This is a genomic window from Citrobacter sp. wls708 (assembly GCF_005281255.1).
In the GTDB taxonomy this organism is placed as follows: domain Bacteria; phylum Pseudomonadota; class Gammaproteobacteria; order Enterobacterales; family Enterobacteriaceae; genus Citrobacter; species Citrobacter werkmanii.
Window position 1 is genome coordinate 210,717 of sequence record NZ_SZXE01000015.1, and the last position, 22,476, is coordinate 233,192.

Genomic DNA, 22,476 nt, shown 5'->3' on the forward strand with positions numbered 1-22,476 from the left:
TGGATGAATTTTCACGTAGCTGAGATTACCAGTTAGTCAATAAGATAAAGGCGTTAAATAACGATAAAAAACCACGGTTTTTAACCCATAGAAAAATTCGAAACCGCAAATAATGAGACCGTCAATTTTTCGAGTTTGCTGACCCGGGAGTGAGTCTTGTTCCACTTTGCAAAAAACGCCGTCCACGATAAGCCACGAGGTGCGAGATGAGTGCGACAGCATCGACTGCAACCCAGCTTAAACCTCTCGAGTGGTTAAACCGCCTGCGCGCGAATCCCAGAATTCCTCTGATTGTGGCAGGAGCCGCTGCCGTCGCTATCGTTGTGGCGATGGTTCTGTGGGCCAAAGCGCCCGACTACCGCACCTTGTTCAGCAATCTTTCCGATCAGGATGGCGGCGCGATTGTCACCCAACTGACGCAGATGAACGTTCCCTATCGTTTTACTGAGGGAAGCGGCGCTATTGAAGTTCCTGCCGATAAAGTCCACGAGCTGCGCTTGCGTCTGGCGCAGCAAGGCCTGCCGAAAGGTGGTGCCGTTGGCTTTGAGCTGCTGGATCAGGAAAAGTTTGGTATCAGCCAGTTTAGCGAGCAGGTCAACTACCAGCGCGCGCTGGAAGGTGAGTTAGCCCGTACCATTGAAACCCTGGGCCCGGTAAAACGCGCCCGCGTGCATCTGGCGATGCCTAAACCATCGCTGTTTGTACGTGAGCAAAAAGCGCCTTCAGCCTCCGTCACTGTTAATCTGGAACCGGGGCGTGCGCTGGATGAAGGTCAGATCAGCGCGGTCACGCATTTGGTCTCCAGCGCTGTTGCAGGCTTACCGCCGGGCAACGTAACGCTGGTCGACCAGGCGGGTCATCTGTTAACCCAGTCGAACACCAGCAGCCGCGATCTCAACGATGCGCAACTGAAATACGCCAGCGATGTCGAGGCCCGCGTGCAACGCCGGATCGAATCGATCCTGTCGCCGATTGTCGGCAACGGTAACGTACACGCACAGGTCACCGCACAGCTGGATTTTGCCAACAAAGAGCAAACCGAAGAGCAATACCGTCCAAACGGCGATGAGTCCCAGGCCGTGCTGCGCTCACGCCAGTTAAACGTCAGTGAGCAAATTGGTAGCGGAGCGCCTGGCGGCGTCCCAGGCGCATTGTCTAATCAGCCAGCCCCGGCTAATACCGCGCCAATCGCCAACCCACCGGCTAATCAGCAAAATGCGCAAACCACGCAGACAACGAATAACAGTAACAATGCAGGTCCGCGCAGTACGCAGCGCAATGAAACCAGTAACTATGAAGTCGACCGTACCATTCGCCACACCAAAATGAACGTTGGCGATGTGCAGCGTCTCTCGGTGGCCGTCGTGGTCAACTATAAAACGTTACCGGATGGCAAACCGCTGCCGTTAACTGCCGAACAGATGAAACAGATTGAGGATCTGACCCGCGAAGCGATGGGGTTCTCCGACAAACGTGGCGACACCCTGAACGTGGTGAACTCTCCGTTCACAGCGACCGACGATTCCATGGGTGAGCTTCCGTTCTGGAAACAGCCGTTCTTTATTGATCAGTTAATGTCCGCAGGTCGTTGGTTACTGGTTCTGCTGGTCGCCTGGCTCCTGTGGCGGAAAGCCGTTCGCCCGCAGTTGCTCCGTCGCAGCGAAGAAGCGAAAGCCGCGCAAGAACAAACACGTATCCGTCAGGAAACCGAAGAAGCGGTAGAAGTTCGCCTCAGCAAAGACGAACAGACCCAGCAACGTCGCACGAATCAGCGTCTGGGCGCAGAAGTCATGAGCCAGCGTATTCGTGAAATGTCAGATAACGATCCGCGCGTCGTGGCGCTGGTCATTCGTCAGTGGATGAGTAACGATCATGAGTAATGCCCTTACCGGTACCGATAAAAGCGTCATCCTGCTGATGACCATTGGCGAAGATCGCGCGGCGGAGGTGTTTAAGCACCTTTCCACGCGCGAAGTTCAGGCGCTCAGTACGGCGATGGCCAACGTACGCCAGATCTCCAATAAACAGTTGACGGAAGTGCTGGCGGAGTTTGAACAAGAAGCCGAACAATTTGCCGCGCTCAACATTAACGCCAACGAATATCTGCGCTCGGTGCTGGTGAAAGCGCTGGGTGAAGAACGCGCGTCCAGCCTGCTGGAAGATATTCTGGAAACCCGCGATACCACCAGCGGCATTGAAACGCTCAACTTTATGGAGCCGCAAAGCGCCGCCGACCTTATCCGCGACGAGCATCCACAGATTATCGCTACCATTCTGGTGCACCTCAAACGGGGCCAGGCGGCCGATATTCTGGCGCTGTTCGACGAACGTTTACGTCACGACGTCATGCTGCGTATCGCCACTTTCGGCGGCGTACAGCCTGCCGCGCTGGCGGAATTGACCGAAGTATTGAATGGTCTGCTCGACGGCCAGAACCTCAAGCGCAGCAAAATGGGCGGCGTAAGAACGGCAGCGGAAATCATCAACCTGATGAAAACCCAGCAGGAAGAAGCCGTTATTACCGCCGTGCGCGAATTCGACGGCGAACTGGCGCAGAAAATTATCGACGAGATGTTCCTGTTCGAAAACCTGGTGGACGTCGACGATCGCAGTATCCAACGCCTGCTGCAGGAAGTGGATTCCGAATCGCTGCTGATTGCCCTGAAAGGCGCCGAACAGCCGCTACGCGAGAAGTTCCTGCGCAATATGTCGCAACGTGCTGCCGATATTCTGCGCGACGACCTTGCCAACCGCGGTCCGGTACGTTTGTCGCAAGTGGAAAACGAACAGAAAGCGATTCTGCTTATTGTGCGTCGTCTGGCGGAAACCGGCGAGATGGTGATCGGCAGCGGCGAGGATACTTATGTCTAACGAACTGCCGTGGAAAGTCTGGACCCCGGACGATCTCGCCCCACCGGTGGCGGAGTTCGTCCTGGCCGACCACAGTGAAACACCGTTGTCAGAAGAGACCGACGAGCCGGAACTCTCAGCAGAGCAACAGCTTGAGCAGCAGCTCGCGCAGTTGCAAATGCAGGCCCACGAGCAAGGTTATAACGCTGGTCTGGCGGAAGGTCGACAAAAGGGCCACGAACAAGGCTATCAGGAAGGGCTGAATCAGGGCCTGGAGCAAGGCCAGAACCAGGCGCGCGCGCAGCATGCGCCAATCACTGCCCGTATGCAGCAATTGGTGAGCGAATTTCAGAATACGCTGGACGCTCTGGACAGCGTGATTGCCTCGCGCCTGATGCAAATGGCGCTGGAGGCGGCGCGTCAGGTGATAGGTCAGACGCCTGTCGTAGATAACGCGGCGCTGATTAAACAAATCCAACAGCTGTTGCAGCAGGAACCGCTGTTTAGCGGTAAACCGCAGTTGCGCGTACATCCGGACGATCTCCAGCGGGTGGAAGAGATGCTCGGTGCCACCCTCAGTCTGCACGGCTGGCGGCTGCGCGGCGATCCCACGTTGCATCATGGCGGCTGTAAAGTCTCTGCCGACGAAGGCGATCTGGATGCCAGCGTCGCCACGCGCTGGCAAGAGCTCTGCCGTCTGGCCGCGCCAGGAGTCGTGTAATGACCACTCGTCTGACTCGCTGGCTCAATACGCTGGACAACTTCGAAGAGAAAATGTCGCTGCTGCCTGCGGTGCGTCGTTACGGGCGTCTGACCCGCGCCACCGGGCTGGTGCTGGAAGCCACCGGATTACAGCTGCCGCTGGGCGCCACCTGCGTCATTGAACGGCAGGATGGCAACGAAACCCAGGAAGTTGAAAGTGAAGTCGTGGGCTTTAACGGTCAGCGACTGTTTCTGATGCCGCTCGAAGAGGTCGAAGGCGTTCTGCCCGGCGCGCGCGTGTACGCGAAGAATATTGCCGGAGAAGGTCTGCAAAGCGGGAAACAATTACCGCTGGGTCCTGCTCTGCTGGGCCGGGTGCTCGACGGCAGCGGCAAACCGCTCGACGGTCTGCCCGCGCCGGATACCACCGAAACCGGGGCGCTGATGACGCAGCCGTTTAACCCGCTGCAGCGCACACCTATTGAACATGTGCTGGATACCGGCGTGCGCCCCATTAACGCGTTGTTAACCGTCGGGCGCGGTCAGCGTATGGGACTTTTCGCAGGTTCGGGCGTCGGTAAAAGCGTCCTGCTTGGCATGATGGCGCGTTATACCCAGGCCGATGTCATCGTCGTCGGGCTGATTGGCGAACGTGGCCGCGAAGTTAAAGATTTTATTGAAAATATTCTCGGCGCTGACGGTCGCGCACGCTCGGTGGTGATTGCCGCTCCGGCGGACGTTTCGCCGCTGTTGCGTATGCAGGGCGCGGCCTACGCCACGCGCATCGCCGAAGATTTCCGCGATCGTGGACAGCACGTATTGCTGATTATGGATTCCCTCACCCGCTATGCGATGGCGCAACGTGAGATCGCGCTGGCGATCGGCGAGCCGCCAGCAACCAAAGGTTATCCGCCGTCAGTATTCGCCAAATTACCGGCGCTGGTGGAACGTGCCGGGAACGGTATTCACGGTGGCGGGTCAGTTACCGCGTTTTACACCGTCCTGACCGAGGGTGACGATCAGCAGGACCCGATTGCCGATTCAGCACGCGCGATTCTGGACGGTCACATTGTGCTGTCCCGCCATCTGGCCGAGGCAGGTCATTACCCGGCAATCGATATAGAAGCCTCGATCAGCCGCGCCATGACCGCGCTCATTAGTGAACAACACTATGCGCGGGTGCGTAATTTTAAACAGTTGCTATCCAGCTTCCAGCGTAACCGCGATCTGGTCAGCGTTGGGGCGTATGCCAAAGGCAGCGATCCCATGCTGGATAAAGCCATCGCCTTATGGCCACAACTTGAAGCTTTTTTACAGCAAGGCATCTTTGAACGGGCTGACTGGGAAGATTCCCTGCACGCTTTAGAACTGATTTTCCCTGGTGTGTGATTGAGCAGGAGAGCATAGGTCATGGCACAACATGGTGCATTAGCAACGCTGAAAGACCTGGCTGAAAAAGAGGTAGATGACGCTGCTGTCTTATTGGGAGAGATGCGTCGTGGCTGTCAGCAGGCGGAAGAACAGTTGAAAATGCTGATCGATTATCAGCATGAGTACCGTAACAATCTGAATAACGATATGGGTCAGGGTATTACCAGTAATCGCTGGATTAACTATCAGCAGTTTATTCAGACCCTGGAAAAAGCGATTGAGCAACATCGCCAGCAGCTCAATCAATGGACGCAGAAAGTGGACCAGGCGCTGAACAGTTGGCGCGATAAAAAACAACGGTTGCAGGCGTGGCAGACTCTGCAGGACAGACAAACCTCGGCGGCGTTACTGGCCGAAAACCGTCTGGATCAGAAAAAAATGGATGAATTTGCTCAGCGTGCAGCTATGAGGAAACCCGAATGATTACTTTACCCCAACTGATTACCACCGACACCGACGTAGCCGCAGGTCTTCAGTCAGGCAAAGCGGTAGATTCACCCGAGGATTTTTTAGCGCTGCTGGCTGGCGCATTAGGTGCGGGCGACGCGCAGGGTAAAGGCGCGCCATTGACGCTTGCCGATTTACAGGCGGCGGGCAGTAAACTGCAAAAAGGGTTGCTGCAAAAAAATGGCGATGTCACACAGTCGGTCAAGTTAACCGATCTTCTGGCGCAAAAAGAGATGCAAACCGATGCTTCTCTTGCCGACATGACTGATGCTCAGCAACTGTTGTCAGCGCTGACGCCGTCGCTGAAAGTGAATGCCCTGACGACACTGGGCAAAACGGTTCAGCAGGATGAAAAAAACACCACGCTCAGCGATGACGATCTCGCTAACCTGAGCGCGCTGTTCGCCATGCTACCGGGACAACCGATGGCGACACCTGCCGTCGACAACACCCCTGCCCCCGTTGATGCCTCGCTTTCGGCGTTGTCACGAGACACGGCACATGGCGCTATCACCGATAACGCGGTCGAACTGCTGCCCAGTGACGCCAAAAAAGGCAAAACGGACATTGCCTCTCCTGGCAGCAGCCTGGATCAGACAAACAATCCGACGCTAACCCCACTGACGGTAGCGGCGGCGACCAGAGCGGAAATTGATAGCGCCCCTTCGCCGACCAGCATTGGCGTGACGGCGGCTCCGTTAAGTGGCCCACAGACACATGCTCAGCCGTTACCTACCGCCGCGCCGGTGCTAAGCGCTCCGTTGGGTAGTCAGGAATGGCAGCAATCACTGAGTCAGCACGTCACACTATTCACGCGTCAGGGCCAGCAGAGCGCAGAGCTGCGCCTGCATCCGCAGGATCTGGGTCAGGTGCACATTTCCATTAAGCTGGATGACAACCTCGCACAGTTGCAAATGGTATCACCACACAGTCACGTGCGCGCCGCGCTGGAAGCCGCGTTACCGATGCTGCGTACGCAGTTGGCTGACAGTGGGATCCAGTTGGGACAAAGCAACATTAGCAGTGAGAGCTTTGCCGGACAGCAGCAGTCTTCCGGACAGCAACAACAGGCTGGTCGCGCTCAGGGACAAGATATTTTTGCCGCTGAAGATGACGCCATCCTGGCAACGCCAGCCTCGCTGCAAGCCGCTGCCCGCGGTGATGGAGCAGTAGACATCTTCGCCTAACGCCAGAGGTAGCATGATTATCCGCGTCTTTTCCACGCTTTGTCGTGGACAGGACACGGGATAATCAGCCCATAAGCTGTACCGAAACAGGAAGCCCGTATCTGATGACTGACTCCGCGATTAACAAAAAAAGTAAACGCGCTATTTGGATCCCTCTGCTGGTATTAATTACCCTCGCCGCCTGCGCAACTGCGGGGTATAGCTACTGGCGCATGCAGCAGCAGCCGTCCGCCAGCGTCAAAGCGGAACCGGCTCCACCGCCTGCGCCGGTGTTCTTTGCGCTGGATACCTTTACCGTCAATCTGGGTGATGCGGACCGTGTGCTGTATATCGGTATCACGTTGCGCATGAAAGACGAAGCGACACGTGCGCGTCTGAATGAATATTTGCCGGAAGTACGCAGCCGCTTGCTGCTGCTGTTTTCTCGTCAAAATGCGGCTACGCTCGCCACCGAGGAAGGTAAACAACAGCTGATTACCGCCATCAAAGAGACGCTCGCGACTCCGCTCGTTGTCGGGCAGCCAAAACAGGTTGTCACCGACGTTCTTTATACAGCTTTTATTCTGCGGTAAAGACATGGGCGACAGTATTCTTTCTCAGGCTGAAATCGACGCATTGCTGAATGGCGATAGCGAAACCAAAGACGAACCCATTACCGGTATCGCAAAAGAGAGCGATATTCGACCTTATGATCCCAACACCCAACGCCGCGTGGTGCGTGAGCGTTTACAGGCGCTGGAGATCATTAACGAACGCTTCGCGCGCCAGTTCCGTATGGGATTATTTAACCTGTTGCGCCGTAGCCCGGATATTACCGTGGGGGCGATTCGTATCCAGCCGTATCACGAATTTGCGCGTAACTTACCGGTGCCGACCAACCTGAACTTAATCCACCTCAAGCCGCTGCGCGGTACGGGTCTGGTGGTGTTCTCACCAAGTCTGGTATTTATCGCCGTTGATAACCTGTTCGGCGGCGATGGGCGCTTTCCGACGAAAGTGGAAGGTCGCGAATTTACGCATACTGAACAGCGCGTTATCAACCGCATGCTGAAGCTGGCGCTGGAAAGCTACAGCGACGCGTGGAAGGCCATCAATCCGCTGGAAGTGGAATACGTTCGTTCCGAGATGCAGGTGAAATTTACCAACATCACCACCTCGCCTAACGACATCGTAGTGAACACCCCGTTCCACGTTGAAATTGGCAATCTGACCGGTGAATTTAACATCTGTCTGCCATTCAGCATGATTGAACCATTGCGCGAGCTGCTGGTGAATCCACCGCTGGAAAACTCACGTAATGAAGATCAGAACTGGCGCAATAATCTGGTGCGTCAGGTTCAGCATTCTGAGCTGGAGCTGGTGGCAAACTTTGCCGACATTCCGCTGCGGCTGTCCCAGATTTTAAAGCTGAAACCCGGCGATGTACTGCCGATTGAAAAACCCGACCGCATTATTGCTCATGTGGACGGCGTGCCTGTACTGACCAGCCAGTATGGCACCGTGAACGGTCAGTATGCGTTACGCGTAGAACATCTGATAAACCCGATTTTGAATTCGCTGAATGAGGAACAGCCCAAATGAGTGATATGAATAATCCGTCCGATGAGAACACTGGCGCATTGGACGATCTGTGGGCTGACGCGTTAAACGAACAAAAAACCACGACCACCAAAAGCGCGGCCGATGCGGTATTCCAGCAGTTAGGCGGCGGCGACGTTAGCGGCGCTTTGCAGGACATCGACCTGATCATGGACATTCCGGTCAAACTGACCGTTGAACTGGGCCGTACGCGCATGACCATCAAAGAGCTGCTGCGTCTGACGCAAGGTTCCGTTGTCGCGCTGGATGGTCTGGCGGGCGAACCGCTGGATATCCTGATCAACGGTTATCTGATCGCCCAGGGTGAAGTGGTGGTGGTCGCGGATAAATACGGCGTGCGTATCACCGACATTATCACCCCATCAGAACGCATGCGCCGTCTGAGCCGTTGATCATGAACACCCAGGCGACAGTTTCTCAGCCAGCCGCCGTCCCCGGCTCACCGCTGGTGCAGGTAAGCGGCGCGCTGCTGGGGATCATTGTGTTGATCCTGGCGGCAGCCTGGGTCATTAAACGCCTGGGCTTTGCCCCCAAAAGCAACGGTACGCGAGGGCTGAAGGTTGCGGCAAGTACCTCACTGGGCCCACGTGAGCGCGTGGTGATTGTTGAGGTTGAAGATGCGCGCCTGGTGCTGGGCGTCACGGCCTCGCAAATTAACCTATTGCACACCCTGCCCCCGGCACCTGCCGATGCAGAAGAAAAACCGGCCTCCCCTGCGGATTTCCAGGCCATGATGAAGAGTTTGCTCAAGCGTCCCGGGAGATCCTGATGCGCCGTTTGTTTTCCATCACGCTGGCAGGCTTATGGCTTTTCAGTCCAGTCGCCCTCGCCCAGCTCCCGGGCCTGGTGAGTCAACCGCTGCCAGGCGGCGGACAAAGCTGGTCATTGCCTGTACAGACGCTGGTGTTTATCACCTCGCTGACCTTCCTGCCTGCCATTTTATTGATGATGACCAGCTTCACCCGCATCATCATCGTTTTCGGTTTGTTGCGAAATGCATTGGGAACGCCGTCTGCGCCCCCTAATCAGGTACTGCTGGGGCTGGCGCTATTTTTAACCTTTTTCATCATGTCGCCAGTGATCGATAAAATCTACGTTGACGCCTATCAGCCGTTCAGCGAAGAGAAGATCTCCATGCAGGAAGCCATGGAGAAAGGCGCCCAACCGTTACGCGAGTTTATGCTGCGCCAAACCCGTGAAGCCGATCTGGCGCTGTTCGCCCGTCTGGCAAACAGCGGTCCCTTACAGGGACCAGAAGCGGTACCGATGCGAATTTTGCTTCCGGCTTATGTCACCAGTGAGCTGAAAACCGCATTCCAGATAGGCTTTACCATTTTTATCCCCTTTCTGATTATCGATCTGGTCATCGCCAGCGTGCTGATGGCGCTCGGGATGATGATGGTGCCGCCCGCCACGATCGCGTTACCGTTTAAGCTGATGCTGTTCGTGTTGGTGGACGGTTGGCAATTGCTTGTCGGCTCGCTGGCACAAAGCTTTTACAGTTAGAGGCGCGAAATGACACCTGAATCGGTCATGATGATGGGGACAGAAGCGATGAAAGTCGCTCTGGCCCTTGCAGCGCCTTTGCTGTTGGTGGCCCTCGTCACAGGTCTTATCATCAGCATTTTGCAGGCGGCGACCCAGATTAACGAAATGACGCTGTCCTTCATTCCCAAAATTGTTGCGGTTTTTATTGCCATCATTGTTGCCGGCCCGTGGATGCTTAACCTGTTGCTCGACTACGTGCGTACGCTGTTCAGCAATTTACCGTATATCATCGGGTAGACAACGTTATGTTGCAGGTGACCAGCGTTGAGTGGATGCAGTGGCTGAATCTTTACTTCTGGCCGTTGCTGCGCATCCTGGCGCTCATCTCCACAGCGCCCATTCTCAGCGAACGCGCTATCCCCAAACGGGTAAAGCTGGGGCTGGGATTGATGATAACCATTGTTATCGCCCCATCTATTCCCCCAGCAGACGTCCCCATCTTTTCCATCGGCGCGTTGTGGCAGGCCATGCAACAAATTCTGATCGGTATCGCCTTAGGCTTCACCATGCAGTTTGCGTTTGCCGCCGTTCGTACCGCCGGGGAACTGATTGGCCTGCAAATGGGGCTTTCCTTTGCGACATTCTTTGACCCCGGTAGCCGCCTGAATATGCCGGTCCTGGCACGACTGATCGACATGCTCGCCATGCTGTTATTCCTCACCGTTAATGGCCATCTGTGGCTGATTTCGCTGTTGGTGGATACGTTTCATACCTTGCCCATTGGCGGCAATCCGGTTAACAGCAATGCATTTCTCGCGCTGGCGCGGGCGGGTAGCCTGATTTTCCTCAACGGGCTGATGCTGGCCCTACCGGTTATGACGCTGCTGCTGACGCTGAACCTTGCGCTTGGCTTGTTAAATCGCATGGCGCCACAGCTGTCGATTTTTGTCATTGGTTTTCCTCTCACCCTGACCGTGGGTATTTCATTAATGGCGGCGCTGATGCCATTAATTGCGCCATTCTGCGAGCGCTTGTTCAGCGAAATTTTTAATTTGTTGGCCGATATCGTCAGCGAAATGCCCGGAAAATAATAACCCTTAATTTTTATCCTGTTTTACTAAGGATTGTCCTAAATTTAAAAACCGACAACATCCACCAGGATATCGCTGTCGCGGTTTATTTGTTTTTGCCTCACTCACATAACGCAACATTTACTTTACTTTAAGATGTTTCCTGGCAAATTATACGCAACTTTACGGGATAGTAAATTCGCCTGAAAACAGCGAAAGCGTCATCTTGGGTCGTTATTATTCCGTTTAGTTGTGATGCAATAATCAGGTAAGGGGAATTATCGTTACGCATTGAGTGAGGGTATGCCATGTCAACGATTATTATGGATTTATGCAGTTACACCCGGCTAGGGTTGACCGGATATCTGGTCAGTCGGGGGGTGAAAAAAAGGGAAATCAACAATATTTCCAGCGTTGGTGAACTCAGTCTCGCCTGTGTTTCTCTGCAACCCGCTGTGGTGTTTATTAATGAGGACTGTTTTATCCACGATCCTGCTGACAGTCAGCAAATCAAGCAAATCATTAATCAGCATCCCAGTACATTATTTATTGTATTTATGGCAATTGCCAATGTGCATTTTGATGAGTATCTTTTAGTCAGAAAAAATTTATTGATCAGTTCTAAATCAATTAAGCCTGATTCACTGGATGAACTTCTTGGCGATATTCTGAAAAAGGAAGTCAATATTGCTATCGATGTTAATCTGCCGACATTGTCATTAAGCCGTACCGAATCCAGCATGCTACGCATGTGGATGGAGGGACAGGGAACAATACAGATATCAGATCAAATGAATATCAAGGCCAAGACCGTCTCATCCCATAAGGGAAATATAAAACGAAAGATTAAGACGCATAATAAGCAAGTTATCTATCACGTGGTTCGACTCACGGATAACGTCACCAATGGTATCTTTGTGAATATGCGCTAAAACGTTCTGACTGGTGGCGGAACCACCAGTCAGAATCATGCAGAAGAACTCACCTCACTCTATTTTTTCCACAAAGATACCGTCCTGATGACCTGATTCATTAAAGAACCAGATACCGAGCGGGTAGTCTTCCAGCGAAACCAGGTACATGGTGCCTTCACTAAACTCTTCGATTGCCAGTACCACGCCCGGCCGACGTGGACCGCCGTCCGTTTTGACTGTGACCCGATCATTCACCTTCATCGTTTTCCTCCTGTGGCTTTGTGCCAGTGTAGAACAAATTCCTTTTTGTGGCAGCGTCCGGCGCATGCGATTGCGGGTTTTCTCGACGGTCTATACTTAAGTGGTGCGCATCTGAGGTTTTGATGCGCTCCCCCGGTATCCTTAACGGTTGAGAGGTATGAGGATGAAAACCGCGAAAGAGTACAGCGATACGGCCAAACGCGAAGTCAGCGTCGATGTAGACGCGCTGCTGAAGGCAATCAACGAAATCTGCGAGAGTGAAATTCATCGCAGTCAGGACGATCCTGAACGCGTCAGCATCGACGGGCGTGATTACCATACATGGCATGAACTGGCCGATGCGTTCGAGCTTGATATCCATGATTTTAGCGTGTCGGAAATCAATCGCTGACTGAGGGTGAAAAAAATCCCGGCCCTCATCGGGCCGGGATCAAGCTTGCTTATGCAAGAAGCACTTGAAAATTCGTTACACCAGGAAATCTGATGTAAAACAAACCTTATCTGCAATTTTTTTGCCTGACAAGAAAATAATTCTCACCAAAATGATAAATATAACTAATGGTTGAGAGTTATCCGGGTTACGGCCAGGCCCAATATCAGGTGTCCTGGCAGAGCGATCTTTGCTCGCCGGGCACCAGTTCATCTTCACGGAATGCTTCCCGTTTAACGCCAAAGCCGTCGTACCAGCGACACTCCACCATTCCGCTGGCATACCCGGTAACGATCATGCGTGGGCCACCCTCTTTCGAAGTGACTTCCTCACTGACAGAAAAGACCATACCTGCCTCCTGTATCAAGAGAAACCTTTACACCTTAGACGACAAAAAGGCTTTTTGCGTAATTAATCCGGCGACAATTAGTGCGAAACTCCGCGCAGTCTGGCAACGGTTTTCACCAGCAGAACGACTATTCCACCAATGATAAAGCCGAGCACCAGATTAAGCAGGGTCGGAAGCATAAGCCCAATCAATGCGCTTTGCTGCTGGGCAAAATGTTCTATCGCATGATGCAGCGGTGATATTCCATGTACAACAATCCCACCCCCTACTAAAAACATCGCCAGCGTGCCCACCACTGAAAGTGTTTTCATCAGCCAGGGGGCAACAACCAGTAGTCCTTTCCCCAGCGATTGGGCAAGCAGGCTGCGCTTTTCTGCCAGCCAGTAGCCGATATCATCCAGCTTAACGATAATCCCTACCAGGCCATACACGCCCACGGTCACCACTAAGGCGATACCTGATAACACCAGCACCTGATTCAACAACGGCGCATCCGCCACAATACCGAGGGTGATGGCGACAATCTCAGCGGATAAAATGAAATCGGTACGTATCGCACCTTTGATTTTATCTTTCTCGAAGGTCAGTGGGTCCTGCGCCGCCAGAGATGCCAGACGCTGCTGGCGCTCTTCCGGGGTCTCTTTGTGTTTACGAGCTTCCAGGGTGTGAAGCACTTTTTCCACCCCTTCAAAACAGAGAAACGCCCCGCCTACCATTAATAAGGGGGTGATCGCCCAGGGTATAAAGGCGCTAATCAATAGCGCCAGCGGTACAAGAATAACTTTGTTAACAAACGACCCTTTAGCCACGCTCCAGACCACCGGGAGTTCGCGGTTCGCCCGCACGCCCGACACCTGTTGCGCATTGAGCGATAAGTCATCTCCCAAGACACCCGCGGTTTTTTTCGCGGCCAGTTTTCCCATGACCGAGATATCGTCGAGTAAGGTAGCGATATCATCGAGTAAGGTCAGTAAGCTACTTCCTGCCAAAATGTTAACCCTCAATATTATTTTTTTGCCGTATTAAGTATGAAGTAAAACACGCCATGCGGAAACTGGCCTTTCTGGTCAACAAATATTTAACAATGGCATGCAATTATAAATCTCGCCAGCACGATAGTTTTGACGTTTACTATGTTGCACCTTTTTATTTCCACCGTGAGGGATTATGCGTTTCAGGCAATTGTTACCACTTTTCAGTGCGCTCTTCGCGCTGTATATCATTTGGGGTTCCACCTACTTCGTTATTCGCATTGGCGTGGAAAGCTGGCCGCCGTTGATGATGGCTGGCGTGCGTTTTCTCTCTGCGGGCATTTTGTTAACCGCATTCTTACTGATTCGCGGGCATAAGCTGCCGCCTCTGCGCCAGCTCCTGAACGCCGCGTTAATTGGCGTCCTGCTGCTGGCTGTGGGTAATGGGCTGGTCACCGTCGCAGAACATCAAAATGTGCCTTCCGGTATCGCCGCGGTGGTGGTTGCTACCGTTCCGCTGTTTACGCTGTGCTTTAGCCACTTTTTTGGTATCAAAACGCGCAAACTGGAATGGGTGGGAATCGCCATTGGGTTGGCTGGAATTATCATGCTGAACAGCGGCGGTAATTTAAGTGGTAATCCTTGGGGCGCTGTATTAATCCTGATCGGTTCGATAAGTTGGGCGTTTGGCTCGGTGTACGGCTCACGCATAACGTTACCCGTTGGCATGATGGCTGGGGCCATTGAAATGTTAGCCGCCGGGGTTGTGCTGATGTGCGCCTCGTTGCTCTCCGGGGAAAAACTGACCACTATGCCGACATTTTCAGGCTTTATGGCGGTGGCGTACCTGGCCCTGTTTGGCTCTATTATTGCCATTAACGCGTATATGTACCTGATTCGCAACGTCAGTCCGGCGTTAGCCACCAGCTATGCCTACGTTAATCCGGTTGTCGCCGTACTGTTAGGTACCGGTCTGGGAGGAGAGAGTCTGGCGCTCATCGAATGGCTGGCGCTCGGCGTGATCGTATTTGCGGTGGTATTGGTTACCCTCGGTAAATACTTATTCCCTATGAAAGCGGATGTCGTTGCTACCCCGTCGGAAAAGACACTACAGTAAGTGAATACCCTGAGTGTCGATCTGCGCGGTGGCACCACCGCCGCAGATCCACTCGATGACACGCTCAGATAACGCCTCATCGCCGAGTTTTTCGCGCCCGCGCAGGGCGCACTCCCAGACAATCAGTACACGCCAGCCCAGAGTCTGCAATTTTTCACAATCCCGCGCGTCACGCTGGACATTTTTCCCTATTTTTTCCAGCCAGAATTCCGTTCGCGTGGCAGGGACTTTAAACAAGTAGCAGTTGTGATGATGCCAGAAACAGCCATGGGTAAAGATCACACAACGGTAATCATCCACTACAAAATCGGGGCGACCAGGTAACGTCGCATCCTGCACGCGAAACGTTACGCCCTGCTCTGTCAGTACGCTGGCAAGGCGTTTTTCAATGGCGGTATCACGGGTGGCGATCGCCCGCATATTTTTACTGCGCGTTGCTTTATCGTGAACGTCTGCCATGCAGGTTCTCTTTTTCGCGAATAGCAACCGCCTGTTTGATTTTCGGCTCCAGCAGTCTGGCAACCGCCGCGAATGCCGGAACGACCACCGAATTACCAAACTGGCGATAAGCCTGAGTATCCGACACCGGGATCCTGAACTGATAGCCCTGCGGTGATTCAAACCCCATCAGGCGCGCGCACTCCCGTGGTGTAAGCCGGCGCGGACGGTGCTGCTGGTTCAATGGATCGTCAAAATCCTTTTCCCCCAGCGCCATATCCCAGCCGCGATCGACAAGGATCTCGGCGCCGTCTTTATAATAGCGTGCGGATAATGTGCGCGTTACGCTATCGGGATTACCAGGATACACCATGCCATAACCAAACCCATTCCCCCGCGCCTGGTGCTTTTTCGCATAGCGGTATAAATATTTCCACAACACCGGCGTCAGCACATATTTCGCATCGACGGTCGGCTCAAGCAGCTCCGCCAGCGTAGTACGTCGCGGCGGATAGCGAGTGACAATATTGCGCAGCGTGAAGTCTGATTTCAGATTCAGATCGCGTCGAAATCCGACGAGCACAATACGTTCGCGATGCTGAGGTAAAAAATGTTGTCCATCGATTATTTTCGGATCGTCAGGTCCATTATCTGCCGCATCCGCGACGTCATAACCCAGCTCATCCAGCGTCTGCATAATGATGCGAAACGTTTTACCCTGGTCGTGACTTTTCAGATTTTTAACGTTTTCGAGCACAAATATTGCTGGTCGACGCGCATCGATAATGCGCACCACATCAAAAAAGAGTGTGCCTTGTGTATCACAGGCAAAGCCGTGGGCCCGCCCTAACGCATTTTTCTTTGATACCCCAGCCAGGGAGAAAGGCTGACAAGGAAATCCTGCCAGCAGTACGTCATGTTCAGGAATATGTTGGCGAATATGTTCCGCCGCCTGCTGGTCGCTTACTCCATCATGATGACTCAGCGTGACATCGCGAATATCTTCATTAAAGTGATGCTGGAGCGGATCGCAATAATTATTCGCTTTGTAGGTGCGCACCGCATGCTTGTTCCATTCGCTGGTAAACACGCACTGCCCGCCAATCGCCTCAAAGCCGCGACGAATTCCGCCGATGCCGGCAAACAGATCGATAAATCGAAAGGCATAGTGCGGATGATGCGCAGGTGGCGTCGGCAGCAAGGAATTCAGATGAGCAAGCTCATTGTCGCTGAGGCGATACCATGTTTCGTTCGCCACTACTCGCTTAAAGATGGCCGGACTCCAGCGGTTCTCACCAACACCATTCAGATGAGCAACCAGGGTTTTCACGTCATAAATTTCAAGCAACTTAGCCAAAATTACCTGTGCGGCGGCCTTGTTATCATCTGTCATTGGGTTCATGGAGCCTGCTACTGAAAAATTATCCTGCATACATTTAACCGGCCGAAATGGATAACCGACAGATTAACATAAAATAGCGCGGTTGACGTTGCGGCTGTACTGGCGACTAACGTGCTTTAAAGGGTTGAATCGCGTCGAGATCCAGCATTGCATACTCTCCTTTTAACTCCGCACTCAGCTTCGCCATATACGTCAGTAAAAAGTCAGCATTATGCTGCGCTAAATGTCGGCCTTGTTCAGTTTGCATTGTCAGCGGCAGCGTCAATAATTTGGTCTGAAAGTGATCGAGCGCGTACTGTTTATCGTCAAGGCAACGCTTCCGCGCGAATGGATCTTCCGCGTCAAACAGCGCCACGCCTAACGCACCAGACACGGCAAATACGCGCGCTAAACCGATAGCTCCCAGCGCCTCAAGCCTGTCGGCATCCTGCACAATTTTAGCTTCAATAGTTTCCGGTGCGATCTTCGCGCTGAAACTGTGCGCCTCAATGGCATGACATACGGCAGGTATACAGTGTTGCGGAAAATCAGGGAAATCGCGCCTCAGAATGCGGCGTGTTTCCTGCGCCGCCAATACCGACGAGCGATGACGATCCAGATGATTCTTCGGCAAGCTGACAAGATCATGGAAGTAGCACGCTGTAAGAACCACCAGCCAATTTACGGTCGCATCCGTGCTTAGCTTTTGCGAGGTCTTCCACACGCGACGAAAATGAGAGATATCATGGGCAGCATCCTGCCCGGAATGGTTATCCTGTAGCCAGGCTTCAAATTTTGACTGCCAATCTTGTCGTTCCATGCGGTCTCTCTTTGCAGAAAGAAAACCACCTTAACAACAATTTTCATTACAGACCACTGCCAGCGCTTCAATTTATATAAATATATTATTACTCTCAGTTTAATATAATCATAGAAAATTTATTGTTTCTTGATCACCCTAGCAACAGATAATCATATGTAATCAAATAACAAATAACAAATAACCACCAAAAATAAAATACACGAAAGCAATGAATACAAGAAATACATAACCCACTGATAAAAATAAATTTATCATATAAATGCTATTATTAAACACATACACATTAATTTATAAAAAGACATCATAGAAACATTATGAAATATCTTAAATAGATTTGTTACATGTTATATTTTAAATTAAATGAACTTCATAGATAGTATCCAAATGTAGTCTTTCGGATAGTACTACATATTCATATTAATTATTATCATAAGGGAATACATAATGAAAAGAAAAGTACTGGCACTTCTCCTCCCTGCTTTATTAGCTGCAGGCGCAGCGAATGCCGCTGAAATTTATAATAAGAACGGCAATAAACTGGATCTGTACGGCAAAGTCGATGGTCTGCATTATTTCTCTGACGATGCGGGTAGCGACGGCGATCAGACCTATGTACGTGTGGGCTTTAAAGGCGAAACCCAGATCAACGACATACTGACTGGTTATGGGCAGTGGGAATATAACGTCCAGGCCAACGGCACAGAAGGTGAAGGTGCAGATTCATGGACCCGTCTGGCTTTCGCTGGCTTAGGTTTTGGTCAGAACGGTACCTTTGACTACGGTCGTAACTATGGCGTTGTCTACGACGTAGAAGCCTGGACCGATATGCTGCCGGAATTCGGCGGCGATACCTACACCCAGACCGACGTGTATATGACCGGTCGTACCAACGGCGTTGCCACCTACCGTAATAAAGGTTTCTTCGGTGAGGTTGATGGTCTGAACTTCGCTCTGCAGTACCAGGGCAATAATGAAGATGGTGGTTCAGGCGAAGGTACTGGTAATGGTGATGGACGTAGACTGTCTCGTGAAAATGGCGACGGTTTCGGTATGTCTACCTCCTATGACTTCGACTTCGGTTTAAGCCTCGGTGCGGCATACTCCAGCTCTGACCGTACTAATAATCAGGTTGCTGCTGGACGTGGCGACAGTAGCCATGCCAACCGCTATGCTGGTGGTGACACAGCTGATGCCTGGACCGTGGGTGCCAAATATGATGCGAATAACGTGTACCTGGCTGCCATGTATGCTGAAACACGCAATATGACCGCATACGGTAAAGGGGATGGAGTTGAAGGCGGTATTGCTAACAAAACGCAAAACTTCGAAGTTGTTGCACAATACCAGTTTGACTTTGGTTTGCGCCCGTCCGTTGCATTCCTGCAGTCTAAAGGCGTTGATTTAGGCGGCTGGGATCACCATAGCAATGGCACCCCACGCTACACCGACAAAGATCTGGTCAAATATGTTGATGTAGGTATGACTTACTACTTCAACAAAAACATGTCCACCTACGTTGATTACAAAATCAACCTGCTGGATGAAGACGATAGCTTCTATGAAAGCAATGGTATCGCGACTGACGACATCGTTGCCGTTGGTTTAGTCTACCAGTTCTGATTGAGATACAAACAGCAAGCCCACTTCATATGAAGCGGGCTTTTTTCACCGCACGGGGATAAGCTCTGCTAATAGCGCCAGATATGCGACACGCTTTCAATAGAATTAATGCGGGGAAGATTTGGAAAAAATATTAATAACCAGAACCCCTGCACAAATAAGGAACATGCCTGCGATCGCCGGAAAATCAAGCTTCTGCCCACTTACCAACCAGCCCAAAAGGCTGATTAATACGATTCCAGCACCTGACCAAATTGCGTACGCAATACCTGTTGGAATGGTCGACAGCGTCTGAGCGAGAAGATAAAAAGCAGTGCAGTAGCATACAATGGTTGCTACAGATGGCCATAGACGTGTAAATCCGTCAGAGAACTTCATCAGGGTTGTACCTATTACTTCAGCTACAATGGCCCCGGCAAGGAAAATGTATGAATTCAAAATCTGGCCCCATGTGACAATCTAAAACAATTATCGTATCACAAAGGGTCAGGTGAGTTTGAACACAGCCAAAACGCCTTCAGCTTAGTACAAAAAGACCGTCTGAAGCGCCGCGAGGTCTGCTATGCGCGGACGTTGGGGTTGATGTTAAAGTCACCACAGAGCTGACATCGGTCTGTGGACTGCCAGATTCGAATACCCAGTTTTCCATTTCCCGGGTAAGTTTTTGCTTAGTATCAGCATCAGCGACGCCATCAGGAAATCTGATATTTATAACTTTTCCTTTATCATCAATATCATATACTACTTTGAATTTGTTATTTTCATCCACCAACGTCCTTACCCCAGTTTTGCTTATTGTTTCACTTGCATGAGAACTAAAAGCTAAACCTGCCGACAAAACAGCAATAATGGCCACACCCAACAGCTTGTTATTCATAGTGTTATCCACTCGCAAATAAATAATGATAAATAGAAATAATTATCATTTCCACTGTTTGTTTTTACAGCTACGCTGGGTGTGGCAATATTGAGGGACCTGAACTGGCGCTCTCACGGCGCAGAACCAAACCTAATCTGACGGTCCACTCTGGACAATAATGACGTTGAACAGCGTTAATCAATTACAAGCCTGCCGGGCATATCCGTTCAATTCTCAGAGTAAGAAAGGCGGTATCCACTCCCCTCTCTGAAAATGCTGGCAAACCCCGCCAGGCCTAAATGCATACCTGCAATGAGCATTTTTTTGCTGACAGCTTTTTCCATAATTTTCTTCCTTGTTTCCTCGGCCTGAGCGGGATCGGTATCGAATAAAATAGAGACATTCGGGTGCGCTGACTGAATATGAGGGTAGTGGACGATGTCGCCCCATATTAATAAGCATTTATCATCTGCATCAATGCGAAATCCTGTATGCCCGGGCGTATGACCCGGTAACCATACTGGGAGAATACCTTCTGCAATGTTATCCCCGTCGAAAAAACGCAGGTTTCGCGCATAAGCGTGTAACGTTTGGCGGACCAGCCCAAAATTACGTTGCCCGCGCTCATTCGCCATGCTGAGTTTTTTATCATCCAGCCAATGTTGCGCTTCAAGAGGATGAAGCATAATTTGAGCGCGCTGAAAAACTGGCCGTTTTTCAGGATCCAGCAGACCGCCAATATGGTCCGGATGGCAGTGCGTCAATAACACAGTATCGACCTCGCCAGGACTGATCCCCACTGCTGCAAGGTTTACGTTGAGTTGCCCTCCTTTGTTGCTCAGCGGCCCTGCGCCAGCGTCGACCAAAATGACCCGACCCCGACCGCGGATAAGATAGCAGTTTATATGGATATCGGTAGGCTCATCGAGCCCGGCGTCATTTTGAATGACGTCCGCATCAGCTTTTTCAATGCCTGACAGTAAATCCAGGCTGGCTGACATTGTACCGTCACTCAGCGCCGTAATCTGAAAATCTCCAATCTGCCGAAACGGAAATAAATGGCTCATCAGTACCTCGGGATTAGTTACGGGCAAATATGTGTTGTCAGGCCAGATGCCTGTTGGATGGCGAAATGCAGTTCACGAATAAAGTTTTCCATCACCTCCTGCGTTCGAGCAGAGGGCACGGCATTTATGGATAAAATTGTTAAGGTTTTTAACTTGTTAGAGTGGTTTTTAGAAAGATAAAAGGTCAGATTAGGCATTCCATTCTGCCTCGCTTTCAGAATCGTTATACGTACATTCCACGGTATACCACATCAGTTCATCTCCACATGAGTCATAAACGCAAGCAAAACAGTTGCTCAATGATTTTTCATCATGCTACAAGCTAGTTATACGGCTTAAAATCGATAATAAGTCACGGGTTAGTGATGTTTAGTCACTAATTGCAGGCTACAGGCTCAGAGCAAGGAACAAATTTCATGCGCAGAAAAATACCCAGTAGTACGTCCCTTCAGGCTTTTGATGCCGCTGCAAGGCACGGTAATTTTGCCCGCGCTGCAGAGGAATTATCGTTAACGGAAGGGGCCATTAGCCGTCAGATTGCGCGACTTGAAGCTTTGCTGAACTGTAAATTGTTCGATCGTGTGGGAAGCAGGGTAAAGCTCAATCCTGTCGGCGCGCGCTATGCACATCACGTCCGTGAAACGCTCGACAGGCTTGAAAGAGATACGCAGTACATAATGGGCATGCCAGAGGGGAGTAAGAGTCTGGATATCGCCGTCCTGCCAACCTTTTCCAGCCGTTGGCTTATTCCTCGCCTGAACGGTTTTACCTCTTTATTCCCGGATATAACGTTAAATATTGCGGCCAGAACGGATCCTTTCATTTTGTCAGGAAGTGGATTTGACGCTGTCATTCATTTTGAACATTCCGCATGGGCAGGAATGCGCACGCAATTTCTGTTTCAGGAGAATCTGGTGCCTGTTTGTCATCCTGGGCTGCTAACCAGTCATGACGTCATGCAACAGTTGAACGAACTGCCGCGGATACACCGTCGACAAAACCCTGAAGCATGGCATCACTATGCTCGTGAAAGCGGGATATTTCTTGAGAATCCGGCTCAGGGAGTACGCTACGATCTTCATGAAATGGCCATCGCTGCCGTTATGGCGGGACAAGGGGTAGCATTGGTACCACGCATGTATGTCGAAAATGAATTGAGCTGTGGCCTGCTTGCTTCGCCCTGGCCAGCTTCAGACACGCTGAACAAAAGGTTTTGTTTAGTACAACCGACGGAAACGGGAATAAACGAGGCTGCGCTGGAAAGCTTTAAATGCTGGTTGCTTGCTGAAATGAATACGATCACATAATACTGAACGATACATTACGTCCAGGTCTTCAACTCAGTTGCATCCATGCTCACGTTAAACCATACTGGAAATATTGTTATCACTTGCGCTGCAACGGAAGCGTTAATTATATTCTAACGCTCCCAGTGAGACTACCACTTTGGCAAGGCAATTCTTAGTGTTTAC

At 51.5% G+C, this 22,476-nt stretch carries 28 protein-coding genes; 18 read left to right on the forward strand and 10 right to left on the reverse strand.

Features of this window, described 5'->3' with window-relative positions:
* The first annotated feature begins 206 nt into the window (after nucleotides 1-206).
* The 14 genes from fliF to rcsA all read left to right on the forward strand — a co-directional run bounded on the left by fliF (nucleotide 207) and on the right by rcsA (nucleotide 11,706).
* Nucleotides 207-1,880: a flagellar basal-body MS-ring/collar protein FliF gene (fliF, locus tag FDW97_RS06240; protein ID WP_038641569.1), complete on the forward strand. Its 1,674-nt coding sequence runs from the start codon at nucleotides 207-209 to the stop codon at nucleotides 1,878-1,880.
* Complete coding sequence (fliG, locus tag FDW97_RS06245; protein ID WP_003030443.1) at nucleotides 1,873-2,871, forward strand: flagellar motor switch protein FliG; 999 nt, start codon at nucleotides 1,873-1,875, stop codon at nucleotides 2,869-2,871. The genes fliF and fliG overlap by 8 nt, the downstream gene beginning before the upstream one ends.
* Nucleotides 2,864-3,571 carry a flagellar assembly protein FliH gene (fliH, locus tag FDW97_RS06250; RefSeq protein ID WP_069323568.1) on the forward strand — a complete coding sequence of 236 codons (708 nt, stop codon included), beginning with the start codon at nucleotides 2,864-2,866 and terminating at the stop codon, nucleotides 3,569-3,571. Before fliG ends, fliH begins: the two co-directional genes overlap by 8 nt.
* Nucleotides 3,571-4,941, forward strand: a complete 1,371-nt coding sequence (gene fliI / locus FDW97_RS06255; protein ID WP_137350776.1) for a flagellar protein export ATPase FliI — start codon at nucleotides 3,571-3,573, stop codon at nucleotides 4,939-4,941. Before fliH ends, fliI begins: the two co-directional genes overlap by 1 nt.
* Nucleotides 4,942-4,962: 21 nt before the next feature.
* The gene (gene fliJ / locus FDW97_RS06260) at nucleotides 4,963-5,406 is read left to right on the forward strand and encodes a flagellar export protein FliJ (RefSeq protein ID WP_003030438.1); all 444 of its coding nucleotides are present in this window, start codon (nucleotides 4,963-4,965) and stop codon (nucleotides 5,404-5,406) included.
* Complete coding sequence (gene fliK / locus FDW97_RS06265) at nucleotides 5,403-6,617, forward strand: flagellar hook length control protein FliK (protein ID WP_137350777.1); 1,215 nt, start codon at nucleotides 5,403-5,405, stop codon at nucleotides 6,615-6,617. The genes fliJ and fliK overlap by 4 nt, the downstream gene beginning before the upstream one ends.
* A 104-nt stretch (nucleotides 6,618-6,721) precedes the next feature.
* Entirely contained in the window at nucleotides 6,722-7,189 is a 468-nt protein-coding gene (gene fliL / locus FDW97_RS06270) for a flagellar basal body-associated protein FliL (RefSeq protein WP_038641578.1), read from the forward strand.
* 4 nt (nucleotides 7,190-7,193) lie between these two features.
* Nucleotides 7,194-8,198 carry a flagellar motor switch protein FliM gene (fliM, locus tag FDW97_RS06275; RefSeq protein WP_038641580.1) on the forward strand — a complete coding sequence of 335 codons (1,005 nt, stop codon included), beginning with the start codon at nucleotides 7,194-7,196 and terminating at the stop codon, nucleotides 8,196-8,198.
* Nucleotides 8,195-8,608, forward strand: coding sequence for a flagellar motor switch protein FliN (fliN, locus tag FDW97_RS06280; RefSeq protein WP_005127761.1), 414 nt, complete (start codon nucleotides 8,195-8,197; stop codon nucleotides 8,606-8,608). The genes fliM and fliN overlap by 4 nt, the downstream gene beginning before the upstream one ends.
* Nucleotides 8,608-8,985, forward strand: a complete 378-nt coding sequence (fliO, locus tag FDW97_RS06285; protein WP_137350964.1) for a flagellar biosynthetic protein FliO — start codon at nucleotides 8,608-8,610, stop codon at nucleotides 8,983-8,985. The genes fliN and fliO overlap by 1 nt, the downstream gene beginning before the upstream one ends.
* Nucleotides 8,985-9,722 (forward strand): flagellar type III secretion system pore protein FliP, encoded by a 738-nt coding sequence (gene fliP / locus FDW97_RS06290; protein WP_038641584.1) that lies wholly within the window; start codon nucleotides 8,985-8,987, stop codon nucleotides 9,720-9,722. The genes fliO and fliP overlap by 1 nt, the downstream gene beginning before the upstream one ends.
* A gap of 9 nt (nucleotides 9,723-9,731) precedes the next feature.
* The gene (gene fliQ / locus FDW97_RS06295) at nucleotides 9,732-10,001 is read left to right on the forward strand and encodes a flagellar biosynthesis protein FliQ (protein WP_032939600.1); all 270 of its coding nucleotides are present in this window, start codon (nucleotides 9,732-9,734) and stop codon (nucleotides 9,999-10,001) included.
* An 8-nt stretch (nucleotides 10,002-10,009) separates the two neighbouring features.
* Nucleotides 10,010-10,795 carry a flagellar biosynthetic protein FliR gene (gene fliR / locus FDW97_RS06300; protein WP_137350778.1) on the forward strand — a complete coding sequence of 262 codons (786 nt, stop codon included), beginning with the start codon at nucleotides 10,010-10,012 and terminating at the stop codon, nucleotides 10,793-10,795.
* Between the two features lie 287 nt (nucleotides 10,796-11,082).
* The gene (gene rcsA, locus FDW97_RS06305) at nucleotides 11,083-11,706 is read left to right on the forward strand and encodes a transcriptional regulator RcsA (protein WP_038641587.1); all 624 of its coding nucleotides are present in this window, start codon (nucleotides 11,083-11,085) and stop codon (nucleotides 11,704-11,706) included.
* A gap of 54 nt (nucleotides 11,707-11,760) precedes the next feature.
* On the opposite strand, the gene dsrB is transcribed toward rcsA, so the two are convergent.
* The gene (gene dsrB, locus FDW97_RS06310; RefSeq protein WP_038641589.1) at nucleotides 11,761-11,949 is read right to left on the reverse strand and encodes a protein DsrB; all 189 of its coding nucleotides are present in this window, start codon (nucleotides 11,947-11,949) and stop codon (nucleotides 11,761-11,763) included.
* Between the two features lie 163 nt (nucleotides 11,950-12,112).
* Here dsrB and yodD point away from each other — a divergent pair, with 163 nt between their 5' ends.
* Entirely contained in the window at nucleotides 12,113-12,340 is a 228-nt protein-coding gene (gene yodD / locus FDW97_RS06320) for a YodD family peroxide/acid resistance protein (RefSeq protein WP_032939599.1), read from the forward strand.
* A 205-nt stretch (nucleotides 12,341-12,545) separates the two neighbouring features.
* Here yodD and FDW97_RS06325 read toward each other — a convergent pair whose 3' ends face one another.
* Together FDW97_RS06325 and FDW97_RS06330 are read right to left on the reverse strand one after the other, a co-directional pair.
* Nucleotides 12,546-12,728 (reverse strand): YodC family protein, encoded by a 183-nt coding sequence (locus tag FDW97_RS06325; protein WP_038641592.1) that lies wholly within the window; start codon nucleotides 12,726-12,728, stop codon nucleotides 12,546-12,548.
* 77 nt (nucleotides 12,729-12,805) lie between these two features.
* A complete protein-coding gene (locus FDW97_RS06330) occupies nucleotides 12,806-13,720 on the reverse strand; it encodes a DUF808 domain-containing protein (protein WP_170973669.1) in 915 nt (304 codons plus the stop codon).
* Nucleotides 13,721-13,895: 175 nt separating this feature from the next.
* On the opposite strand from FDW97_RS06330, the gene yedA reads away from it, so the two are divergent.
* Nucleotides 13,896-14,816 carry a drug/metabolite exporter YedA gene (gene yedA, locus FDW97_RS06335; RefSeq protein WP_085048000.1) on the forward strand — a complete coding sequence of 307 codons (921 nt, stop codon included), beginning with the start codon at nucleotides 13,896-13,898 and terminating at the stop codon, nucleotides 14,814-14,816.
* Here yedA and FDW97_RS06340 read toward each other — a convergent pair.
* The 3 genes from FDW97_RS06340 to FDW97_RS06350 all read right to left on the reverse strand — a co-directional run bounded on the left by FDW97_RS06340 (nucleotide 14,808) and on the right by FDW97_RS06350 (nucleotide 17,455).
* A complete protein-coding gene (locus FDW97_RS06340) occupies nucleotides 14,808-15,275 on the reverse strand; it encodes a very short patch repair endonuclease (protein WP_038641598.1) in 468 nt (155 codons plus the stop codon). The two genes, yedA and FDW97_RS06340, sit on opposite strands and share 9 nt — an antisense overlap.
* A complete protein-coding gene (locus FDW97_RS06345) occupies nucleotides 15,256-16,686 on the reverse strand; it encodes a DNA cytosine methyltransferase (protein ID WP_085047998.1) in 1,431 nt (476 codons plus the stop codon). The genes FDW97_RS06340 and FDW97_RS06345 overlap by 20 nt, the downstream gene beginning before the upstream one ends.
* Nucleotides 16,687-16,762: 76 nt before the next feature.
* Entirely contained in the window at nucleotides 16,763-17,455 is a 693-nt protein-coding gene (locus FDW97_RS06350; protein WP_085047997.1) for a phosphohydrolase, read from the reverse strand.
* 447 nt (nucleotides 17,456-17,902) lie between these two features.
* Here FDW97_RS06350 and ompC point away from each other — a divergent pair, with 447 nt between their 5' ends.
* Entirely contained in the window at nucleotides 17,903-19,078 is a 1,176-nt protein-coding gene (gene ompC, locus FDW97_RS06355) for a porin OmpC (RefSeq protein ID WP_137350779.1), read from the forward strand.
* Between the two features lie 105 nt (nucleotides 19,079-19,183).
* Here ompC and FDW97_RS06360 read toward each other — a convergent pair whose 3' ends face one another.
* From FDW97_RS06360 to FDW97_RS06375, 4 genes are all read right to left on the reverse strand, one after another.
* Nucleotides 19,184-19,516, reverse strand: a complete 333-nt coding sequence (locus FDW97_RS06360; RefSeq protein ID WP_003839058.1) for an EmrE family multidrug efflux SMR transporter — start codon at nucleotides 19,514-19,516, stop codon at nucleotides 19,184-19,186.
* 79 nt (nucleotides 19,517-19,595) lie between these two features.
* Nucleotides 19,596-19,955, reverse strand: a complete 360-nt coding sequence (locus FDW97_RS06365; protein WP_085047994.1) for a hypothetical protein — start codon at nucleotides 19,953-19,955, stop codon at nucleotides 19,596-19,598.
* Between the two features lie 209 nt (nucleotides 19,956-20,164).
* Nucleotides 20,165-21,004 (reverse strand): MBL fold metallo-hydrolase, encoded by an 840-nt coding sequence (locus tag FDW97_RS06370; RefSeq protein ID WP_137350780.1) that lies wholly within the window; start codon nucleotides 21,002-21,004, stop codon nucleotides 20,165-20,167.
* Between the two features lie 17 nt (nucleotides 21,005-21,021).
* Nucleotides 21,022-21,201, reverse strand: a complete 180-nt coding sequence (locus FDW97_RS06375) for a hypothetical protein (RefSeq protein WP_137350781.1) — start codon at nucleotides 21,199-21,201, stop codon at nucleotides 21,022-21,024.
* A gap of 219 nt (nucleotides 21,202-21,420) precedes the next feature.
* On the opposite strand from FDW97_RS06375, the gene FDW97_RS06380 reads away from it, so the two are divergent.
* Nucleotides 21,421-22,311 (forward strand): LysR substrate-binding domain-containing protein, encoded by an 891-nt coding sequence (locus FDW97_RS06380; RefSeq protein WP_137350782.1) that lies wholly within the window; start codon nucleotides 21,421-21,423, stop codon nucleotides 22,309-22,311.
* Nucleotides 22,312-22,476: the final 165 nt, after the last annotated feature.